We start from the raw sequence: 9,562 nt of genomic DNA on the forward strand, positions 1-9,562 counted from the left end.
ATGTCCGGGCGCTCCTCTTCCAGATGCAAGTCTGAAATCAGCAATATCACGCTTCGATGATCTCGGCTTTCTCGATGATCACGTCGTCTTTCGGCACGTCCTGGTGACCGGCCTTGGAAGTGGTGGCAACGCCTTCGATCTTGTCGACCACGTCGGTACCGGCAACCACTTTACCGAACACGGCATAACCCCAGCCCTGAGCGGTCTTGGCGGTGTGGTTGAGGAAGCTGTTGTTGGTGGCGTTGATGAAGAACTGTGCCGAGGCCGAATGCGGGTCCATGGTACGAGCCATGGCCAGGGTGTACTTCTCGTTCTTCAGGCCGTTGTCGGCTTCGTTCTGGATGCTTGGGCGCTTGTCTTTCTTTTCCTGCATGCCAGGCTCGAAACCGCCGCCCTGGATCATGAAGCCCTTGATCACGCGGTGGAAAACCACGTTTTCGTAGTGACCGGCCTTCACATATTCGAGGAAGTTGGCAACGGTGATTGGCGCTTTTTCCGCGTCCAGTTCGATGACGATGTCGCCATGATTGGTGGTCAATTTAACTTGAGTCATGATCGCTACTCTTTATAAGGAATTCGTGGTTTTCGGACACTGAGTCCCGAAACCGGTTCAGCCTGCTTCGGCCAAGGTGCGCAGTTTAGCGTGACAGGCGCGAATTTCGAGGCTGTTTTTCAATTCCCGGCGATTAAATGCGTTCCTTTATAGGCCGTGCTCTGTCAGGCCCTTGACAGCATCGGCTATGATAGCGGCTTTGTTTTGTCTGGCCCCCTTTGCGGCCGCGCACATGTAAGTCAAGGATCCTATGAGCAAGCCCACTGTCGACCCTACCTCGAATGCCAAGTCCGGCCCTGCCGTGCCGGTCAATTTCCTGCGGCCGATCATCCAGGCAGACCTGGACTCGGGCAAGCACACCCAGATCGTCACCCGTTTCCCGCCTGAGCCCAACGGCTACCTGCACATTGGTCACGCCAAGTCGATCTGCGTGAACTTCGGCCTGGCCCAGGAGTTCGGCGGCGTCACGCACCTGCGTTTCGACGACACCAACCCGGCCAAGGAAGACCAGGAATACATCGACGCGATCGAAAGCGACGTCAAATGGCTGGGCTTCGAGTGGTCCGGCGAAGTGCGCTACGCCTCGCAGTATTTCGACCAGTTGCACGACTGGGCCGTGGAGCTGATCAAGGCCGGCAAGGCCTACGTCGACGACCTGACCCCTGAGCAGGCCAAGGAATACCGTGGCACGCTGACCGAGCCAGGCAAGAACAGCCCGTTCCGCGACCGTTCGGTTGAAGAGAACCTGGACCTGTTCGCCCGCATGCGTGCCGGTGAGTTCCCGGACGGCGCCCGTGTGCTGCGCGCGAAGATCGACATGGCCTCGCCGAACATGAACCTGCGCGACCCGATCATGTACCGTATCCGCCACGCCCATCACCATCAAACCGGTGACAAGTGGTGCATCTACCCGAACTACGACTTCACCCACGGTCAGTCGGACGCCATCGAAGGCATCACCCATTCGATCTGCACCCTGGAGTTCGAAAGCCATCGTCCGCTGTACGAGTGGTTCCTCGACGCACTGCCAGTGCCGGCGCACCCGCGTCAGTACGAGTTCAGCCGTCTGAACCTCAACTACACCATCACCAGCAAGCGCAAGCTCAAGCAACTGGTCGATGAAAAGCACGTCAATGGCTGGGACGATCCGCGCATGTCCACGCTGTCGGGCTTCCGCCGCCGTGGCTACACGCCGGCTTCGATCCGCAACTTCTGCGACATGATCGGCACCAACCGTTCCGATGGCGTAGTCGACTTCGGCATGCTCGAGTTCAGCATCCGTCAGGACCTGGACGCGAACGCTCCGCGCGCCATGTGCGTGCTACGTCCGTTGAAAGTCGTGATTACCAACTATCCGCAAGACCAGGTCGAGAAGCTCGAACTGCCGCGTCATCCGCAGAAGGAAGAACTCGGCGTGCGCAAGCTGCCGTTCGCCCGTGAAATCTACATCGACCGCGATGACTTCATGGAAGAACCGCCAAAGGGCTACAAGCGCCTGGAGCCGAACGGCGAAGTGCGTCTGCGCGGCAGCTACGTGATCCGTGCCGACGAAGCGATCAAGGATGCCGACGGCAACATCGTCGAACTGCGCTGCTCCTACGATCCGGACACCCTGGGCAAGAACCCGGAAGGCCGCAAGGTCAAAGGCGTGATCCACTGGGTGCCGGCGGCTGCCAGCATTGAGTGCGAAGTGCGTCTGTATGATCGCCTGTTCCGTTCGCCGAACCCGGAGAAGGCCGAGGACAGCGCGAGCTTCCTCGACAACATCAACCCTGACTCACTGCAAGTGCTGACCGGTTGTCGTGCTGAGCCATCGCTTGGCGACGCACAGCCGGAAGACCGTTTCCAGTTCGAGCGCGAAGGCTACTTCGTCGCGGATATCAAGGACTCGAAACCCGGTCAGCCGGTATTCAACCGTACCGTGACTCTGCGTGATTCGTGGGGCCAGTGATTCAAGGGATTTAACGTGCTAACGATCTACAACACGCTCACCAAGAGCAAAGAAGTCTTCAAACCGCTGGATGGCAACAAGGTGCGCATGTACGTGTGCGGCATGACCGTGTACGACTACTGCCACCTCGGCCACGGCCGCAGCATGGTCGCGTTCGACCTGGTGACCCGCTGGTTGCGTTTCAGCGGCTACGATCTGACCTACGTGCGCAACATCACCGACATCGACGACAAGATCATCAATCGTGCCCGCGAGAACGGTGAATCGTTCGACGCGTTGACCGAGCGCATGATCGCCGCGATGCACGAAGACGAAGCGCGCCTGAACATCAAGAAGCCGGACATGGAGCCGCGTGCCACGGATCATATTCCGGGCATGCACGCGATGATCCAGACCCTGATCGACAAGGGCTTCGCCTACGCCCCGGGCAATGGCGACGTGTACTACCGCGTCGCCAAGTTCATGGGCTACGGCAAGCTGTCGCGCAAGAAGATCGAAGACCTGCGCATCGGTGCGCGCATCGAAGTCGACGAGTCGAAAGAAGACCCGCTGGACTTCGTGCTGTGGAAAGCCGCCAAACCGGGCGAGCCGAGCTGGGAATCGCCATGGGGCGCCGGGCGTCCGGGCTGGCACATCGAGTGCTCGGTGATGTCCACCTGCTGCCTCGGCGAGACCTTCGACATTCATGGCGGCGGCAGCGACCTCGAGTTCCCGCACCATGAAAACGAAATCGCCCAGAGCGAAGCAGCCACCGGCAAGACCTACGCCAACGCGTGGATGCATTGCGGCATGATCCGCATCAATGGCGAGAAGATGTCCAAGTCCTTGAACAACTTCTTCACCATTCGCGACGTGCTCGACAAGTACCACCCGGAAGTCGTGCGTTACCTCCTGGTGTCGAGCCACTACCGCAGCGCGATCAACTACTCGGAAGACAACCTCAAGGACGCCAAGGGCGCTCTGGAGCGTTTCTACCACGCGTTGAAAGGCCTGCCGAGCGTTGCCCCGGCCGGCGGCGAAGCGTTCGTCGAGCGTTTCACCACGGTGATGAACGACGACTTCGGTACGCCGGAAGCCTGCGCGGTGCTGTTCGAGATGGTGCGCGAGATCAACCGCCTGCGCGAGAGCGATCTCGACGCAGCGGCCGGTCTGGCGGCACGTCTGAAAGAACTGGCGAGCGTGTTGGGTGTGTTGCAGTTGGAGGCGGATGACTTCCTGCAGGCGGGCGCTGAAGGGCGTGTCGATGCGGCTGAGGTTGATGCACTGATTGCTGCACGTCTGGCGGCGCGGGCGGGGAAGGATTGGGCTGAGTCCGATCGTATCCGTGATCAGCTGACGGCGATGGGCGTTGTGTTGGAAGACGGGAAGGGTGGGACTACCTGGCGTCTGGCTGACTGATAGCTGTGTTTAGCTTCAAAACAAAACCCGCCTTGTGCGGGTTTTTGTTTGGCTGCGAAGAACAGCCCCTCACCCTAACCCTCCCGAAACGTCGGACCGCCCGGAGGGAGAGGGGATTGAATGGGGGTGGCTCAAGAAATACACCGACGTGAGCAATTTTGCCGAATCCATAATCAACTCGGTTTTTCAGGTCGATGTACAACGCCAGACACCTCGGTCAGCTCCCTCTCCCTCCGGGAGAGGGCTGAGGTGAGGGTTGCTTTTGACGTTCGCGTAGGTCTTGATGTCGGCAACGCGTTCAGCCGGATGCTGAGCAGCGACGATCATGTAAGGGAAACACCATGGCCAATCACTATCGCGAACTGCTAACGACCCCAGGCGCCATCGGGTTAGTGCTCGCGAGTTCTATCGCGCGCTTGCCACAGGCAATGATCGGCATCGGCATCATCACCATGCTGGTGCAGCAAACCGGTGTGTACTGGCTGGCCGGTGCCGTCGCCGGGACTTTCACCCTGGCCAATGCGTTGCTCGGCCCACACATCTCCAGACTGGTTGATCAGCATGGCCAGAGCCGCGTGCTACCCGTCGTCACGGCGTTCAGCATTGCCATGTTGCTGGCACTGATCCTCGCGGTTTACATGCGGGCACCGGCCGCACTGCTGTTTGTTCTAGCGGCGCTGGCGGGGACGATGCCGAGCATGCCGTCGATGATCCGCGCCAGATGGACGCAGTTGTTCCGGGGCAAGCCGCAATTGCACACAGCGTTCTCGCTGGACACCGTCCTCACCGAGCTGGCCTATATCGTCGGCCCGCCACTGGCGATCGGTCTGAGCGTGAGTTTTTTCGCCGAAGCCGGGCCGCTGGTTGCGGTCGGGTTGTTGGCTATTGGGGTGACCGCGTTTCTGCTGCAACGCCAGACTGAACCTAAAGTTGTCGTGGGCCACGCCAGTCATGGCGGCTCAACCCTGCTGATTCCCGGCGTTCGCACCATTGTTCTGGCGCTGTTGGCGATGGGCGTCATTGGTGGCGCAATCGATGTCGCGGTCGTCGCCTTCGCCAATGCGCAGGGCTGGCCAGCGTCGGCGACCTTCATCCTTGCTGCCTATGCGTTTGGCTCATTGGTGGCGGGCCTGACGTTTGGTGCATTGCGGGTTTCCCTGGCGATTGAAAAACAGTTTCTGGTCGGGATATTGGTGACGGCGTTCACCGGTGTGCTGCCTGTTTTTGCAACGGATGTTTATGTGCTGACAGCGGCGCTGTTTATCGCGGGCATCTCGTTTGCGCCAACGATGGTCGTGGTGATGAAAATGGGGACGATCATTATTCCTCCGTCGCGGATCACCGAAGGGCTGACGTGGATGACCACGGGTATCAGCATTGGCGTTGCGCTAGGCGGCATGCTGGCGGGGCTGGTGATTGATGCGTGGGGCGCGCGGGCAGGGTTCGGCGTGGCGATTGGTGCAGGGTTGATGATGGTGGTGGTTGTGCTGGTGGGGTTGCGGACATTGGAGGCGGCTTCGGTTGCGCATGTTGAGCCAGAACTTTCGCCCTCACCCTAGCCCTCTCCCCCAGGAGAGGGGACTGAATGGGGGATGCTCAATAGATACGCCGACCTGAACGTGCGGTACCGAATCCATAATCGCCACGATGTTTCAGGTCGATGTTCAGCGCCAGCCACCTCGGTCAGCTCTCACTCCTGCAGGAGAGGGGACTGATTGGGGGATGTTCGCGAGATACACCGACCTGAACGTGCTGTGCCGAATCCATAATCAACTCGGTCTTTCAGGTCGATGTACCCCGCCAGACACCTCGGTCGGCTCCCTCTACCTCTGGGAGAGGGCTGGGGTGAGGGGAACGGGACTCACTCAACCTTCAATCTGGCGCAGCCGCTTGTAAAGCGTATTCCGACTCACACCCAATCGCCGCGCCAAATGGGAAATATTCCCCCCGGAAGCCTTCAACTCCCGGTTCAACGCCTCGACATCATTCAGAGCCTGCCCCAACGGCACCGCACTCTCCACCGGCTCCATCTCCAGATCCACAAAAAAATCATCCGGTAAATGCTCAGGCCTCACCGGTTGCTCCTCAGCCATCGCCAACGCCACCTGCATCACGCTGCTGACTTGCCGCAAATTCCCCGGCCACGGATGACGACTGAACAGCTCCAGCACTTCCTGGCTCAAACCCGCCCATTGCGTCGGCTCACGATGCTGTTCCCACAGTCGTTTAAACAATGCCTGCTTATCACTGCGCTCGCGCAGCGGCGGCAGTTCCAGGGTCAAACCGCCAATGCGGTAGTACAAATCCTCACGAAACCGGCCCAATTGCACTTGTTCACGTAAAGAGCGGTTCGTCGCTGAAATGATCCGCAAGTCCACCGGGAACAGCTCGCTACTGCCCACCGGTTGCACGCAACGTTCTTGCAACACGCGCAGCAACCGCGCTTGGGTCGGCAACGGCATATCGCCAATCTCGTCGAGAAACAGAGTGCCTCTGTCAGCCTTGCGAATCAGCCCGATGCTGCCTTTCTGGTTGGCGCCGGTGAACGCGCCTTTCTCGTAGCCGAACAGTTCGGACTCCACCAGTTCGGCGGGGATCGCCGCGCAGTTGACGGCAATGAACGCCTGTTTGCTGCGGGAGCTGGCCTGATGCAGGGCTTTGACGAAGACCTCTTTGCCGACGCCGGTTTCACCGTGGATGAGCAGCGGAATGTCTTTTTCCAGCAACCGTTCGGCCTGGCGCACGGCTTTTTCCACGCGACTGTCGCCGAAGTGCAAGGTATTGAGGCTGATCGCGTTCGACGTTCTAACCGGTGGTTCCGCACGTTTCGGCTCGGCAAACACCCGCGGCTGGAGCGGCGCCTGTTGCGGCCGCTTCAACAGACACTGAAAACGGTTACGCCCGGACGTCTGCAAGGCAAACGGCAAGCCCTCCGGCTGATTGAGCAACTCCAGCAGCGACACCTTGAACAGGCTTTCGACGCTGACCCGCGACAGGCGCACACCGAGCAGATTGTCGGCGCGCCGATTGGCCGACAGCACCTGACCGCTCTCATCGAAGATCAACAACCCCGCCCACTGACTGTCGAGGTTGTTCAACCCGGTGTTGAAGGTCAGTTGAAAATGCTGGCCGTGGAACAGGTTGAGAATCAGCCGGTTTTCCACGGTCTGGCTCATCATCTTGACCATGCCCAGGGTGTGCGACGGCGGCAGGTAGCTGTCGCTGGACACGTCGAGCACCGCGATGACTTTGCGCTCGGCGTCGAAAATCGGTGCGGCGGAACCGGTCATGAAACGGTTGGCCTTGAGGAAGTGCTCGTCGTGCTCGATATGCACCGCCTGTTCGCAGGCCAGCGCGGTGCCGATCGCGTTGGTGCCGCTTGAGCGTTCCCTCCAGCTCGCGCCGGCCCGGAACCCCCGCGCCAGATTCGGTTCGATAAAGCGTTGCGTGCCCCACGACGTCAGCACCTGGCCCTGATTGTCGGCGAGCATGATCAGGCAATTGGAATTGCTAAGGATGTTTTCGTAATAGGGCAGGACTTCCTGGTGGGTGGTCTGCACCAGCGCATGGTGACTGTCGAGCAACTGCGCGATGCTGGCGGCAGGCAGTTGATCGAAGGCCGGGGTGCTGTGGTGGTCGAGACCGAAGGCACGGCAACGTTGCCAGGACGTCTGGACGATCGCGTCGTGGGACAGCGGCGGGGCAGGTGCGGCCATGGCGTGTCAGCCTCTGATGCAGCGTTTTTATTGTTGTTATGAACCCAAATCCCGAGAACCACACAGATCAACTGTGGGAGCGAGCTTGCTCGCGAAAGCGTCGTATCAGTCACCGAATCGGTTGAATGACACACCGCATTCGCGAGCAAGCTCGCTCCCACAGGATCTCCAGTGTTCACCGAAATGAGTTCATAGAGTGTTGTTCACTATTGTTCATTGTCAATCGCTCAACTGTTCAAATGTGTTCAGCAATGAACGCCCGTTCGCCACGTTTTCGCCACTTTTCACGACAAATCAACCACTTGCCATTTCTGGCACGAATGTCGCTCTGATGCACAGGTCGCTTGACTCCAATAATAAAAAGGCCGAGCCATGTCACTCACCCTGGAGCACGTCAGCCGCACCGTCGAGGGCCAGACCTGGATCGACGATGCCTGCCTGAAATTCGAACCCGGTTCGTTCAACGTTTTGCTTGGGCGCACGCTGTCCGGCAAAACCAGCCTCATGCGGTTAATGGCCGGGCTGGACAAGCCCGACAGCGGGCGCATCCTGATGAACGGCGTCGATGTCACCCAGCGCCCGGTGCGGTTGCGCAACGTGTCGATGGTCTATCAGCAGTTCATCAATTACCCGACCATGACCGTGTTCGAGAACATCGCCTCGCCCCTGCGTCAGGCCGGGGTCTCGAAAGAAATCATTCAGAGCAAAGTGCTGGAAACTGCGAAGATGCTGCGCATCGAGAAGTTTCTGCAGCGCTATCCGCTGGAACTCTCCGGCGGCCAGCAACAGCGCACCGCCATGGCCCGCGCGCTGGTCAAGGATGCCGAGCTGATCCTGTTCGACGAGCCGCTGGTCAACCTCGATTACAAGTTGCGCGAGGAACTGCGTCAGGAAATGCGCGAGCTGTTCAAGGCGCGCCATACCATCGCGATCTACGCCACCACCGAACCCAACGAAGCGCTGGCACTCGGCGGCACCACAACCATTCTTCACGAAGGCCGGGTAATTCAGAGCGGCCCGTCGACTTCGGTGTACCACCAGCCGCAAACCGTGTTGGCGGCGGAATTGTTCTCCGAACCACCGATCAACCTGATGCCCGGACGCATCGCCGGCAACGAAGTCAGCTTCGCCAATTTCGTGCACTTCCCGTTGAACGTCGATCTGCGCCCGGTGGGTGAGGGCGAGTTTCGTTTCGGCGTGCGCCCCAGCCACATTTCGCTGGTGCCGAGCAACGATGACGATCTGGAACTGGCGGTCACCGTCGAAGTGGCGGAGATCAGCGGTTCGGAAACCTTCCTGCACGTGCGCAACGAGCATTTCCTGCTGGTGCTGCACCTGCCGGGGGTTCACGAATACGACGTCGATGCGCCGATCCGCATCTACATCCCGACCCATAAACTGTTTGTGTTCGATGCGCAGGGCCGTCTGGTGCAAGCACCGGGCCGGCGTGTCGCGAGGGTTGCCTGATGGCCGAAATCCGTTTGCAGCACCTCGCCCACAGCTACAGCAAAACCCCGAGCGGCTCGGAGGATTATGCCATCCGCGAGATGGATCACGTCTGGGAGCAGGGCGGCGCCTACGCCTTGCTCGGGCCGTCGGGTTGCGGCAAGTCGACGTTGCTCAACATCATTTCCGGCCTGCTCAGCCCCTCGCAGGGCCATGTGTTGTTCGACGGCAAAGCGGTGAATGACCTGACGCCGGAGAAGCGCAACATCGCCCAGGTTTTCCAGTTTCCGGTGGTCTACGACACCATGACCGTGTTCGATAACCTCGCCTTTCCGCTGCGCAATCAGGGCATGGCCGAGGCGAAAGTGCACAGCAAGGTGCAGGAAATTGCCGAAGTCCTCGACCTGCAAAACCTGCTGAGCAAAAAGGCCCGTAACCTCACCGCCGACGAAAAACAGAAAGTCTCCATGGGCCGTGGTCTGGTGCGTGACGACGTCT

The 9,562-nt window shown here is 59.7% G+C and carries 7 protein-coding genes; 5 read left to right on the plus strand and 2 right to left on the minus strand.

What is annotated here, in order from left to right:
- Positions 1–46 precede the first annotated feature (46 nt).
- Positions 47–553 (minus strand): peptidylprolyl isomerase, encoded by a 507-nt coding sequence (locus DBR24_RS11540; RefSeq protein WP_128614801.1) that lies wholly within the window; start codon positions 551–553, stop codon positions 47–49.
- A gap of 250 nt (positions 554–803) precedes the next feature.
- On the opposite strand from DBR24_RS11540, the gene DBR24_RS11545 reads away from it, so the two are divergent.
- The 3 genes from DBR24_RS11545 to DBR24_RS11555 all read left to right on the plus strand — a co-directional run bounded on the left by DBR24_RS11545 (position 804) and on the right by DBR24_RS11555 (position 5,461).
- A complete protein-coding gene (locus tag DBR24_RS11545; protein WP_128614802.1) occupies positions 804–2,504 on the plus strand; it encodes a glutamine--tRNA ligase/YqeY domain fusion protein in 1,701 nt (566 codons plus the stop codon).
- A 15-nt stretch (positions 2,505–2,519) separates the two neighbouring features.
- Entirely contained in the window at positions 2,520–3,902 is a 1,383-nt protein-coding gene (gene cysS / locus DBR24_RS11550; protein WP_128614803.1) for a cysteine--tRNA ligase, read from the plus strand.
- A 341-nt stretch (positions 3,903–4,243) separates the two neighbouring features.
- Entirely contained in the window at positions 4,244–5,461 is a 1,218-nt protein-coding gene (locus DBR24_RS11555; protein WP_128614804.1) for an MFS transporter, read from the plus strand.
- 306 nt (positions 5,462–5,767) lie between these two features.
- Here DBR24_RS11555 and DBR24_RS11560 read toward each other — a convergent pair whose 3' ends face one another.
- The gene (locus tag DBR24_RS11560; protein ID WP_128614805.1) at positions 5,768–7,618 is read right to left on the minus strand and encodes a sigma-54-dependent Fis family transcriptional regulator; all 1,851 of its coding nucleotides are present in this window, start codon (positions 7,616–7,618) and stop codon (positions 5,768–5,770) included.
- Between the two features lie 372 nt (positions 7,619–7,990).
- On the opposite strand from DBR24_RS11560, the gene DBR24_RS11565 reads away from it, so the two are divergent.
- Both DBR24_RS11565 and DBR24_RS31985 read left to right on the plus strand, forming a co-directional pair.
- Positions 7,991–9,085 carry an ABC transporter ATP-binding protein gene (locus DBR24_RS11565; RefSeq protein ID WP_123462433.1) on the plus strand — a complete coding sequence of 365 codons (1,095 nt, stop codon included), beginning with the start codon at positions 7,991–7,993 and terminating at the stop codon, positions 9,083–9,085.
- On the plus strand, positions 9,085–9,562 hold a 478-nt coding region (locus DBR24_RS31985), incomplete at its 3' end, for an ABC transporter ATP-binding protein (RefSeq protein WP_256591410.1). The genes DBR24_RS11565 and DBR24_RS31985, both read left to right, overlap by 1 nt.

This window comes from Pseudomonas sp. HMWF006 (genome assembly GCF_003061205.1).
GTDB lineage: Bacteria > Pseudomonadota > Gammaproteobacteria > Pseudomonadales > Pseudomonadaceae > Aquipseudomonas > Aquipseudomonas monsensis.

Excerpts from the sequence above, each read along its gene's own strand:
- DBR24_RS11540 (WP_128614801.1), bottom strand. The coding sequence starts at position 553 with ATGACTCAAGTTAAATTGACCACCAATCATGGCGACATCGTCATCGAA.
- DBR24_RS11545 (WP_128614802.1), top strand. The coding sequence starts at position 804 with ATGAGCAAGCCCACTGTCGACCCTACCTCGAATGCCAAGTCCGGCCCT.
- DBR24_RS11555 (WP_128614804.1), top strand. The coding sequence starts at position 4,244 with ATGGCCAATCACTATCGCGAACTGCTAACGACCCCAGGCGCCATCGGG.
- DBR24_RS11560 (WP_128614805.1), bottom strand. The coding sequence starts at position 7,618 with ATGGCCGCACCTGCCCCGCCGCTGTCCCACGACGCGATCGTCCAGACG.
- DBR24_RS11565 (WP_123462433.1), top strand. The coding sequence starts at position 7,991 with ATGTCACTCACCCTGGAGCACGTCAGCCGCACCGTCGAGGGCCAGACC.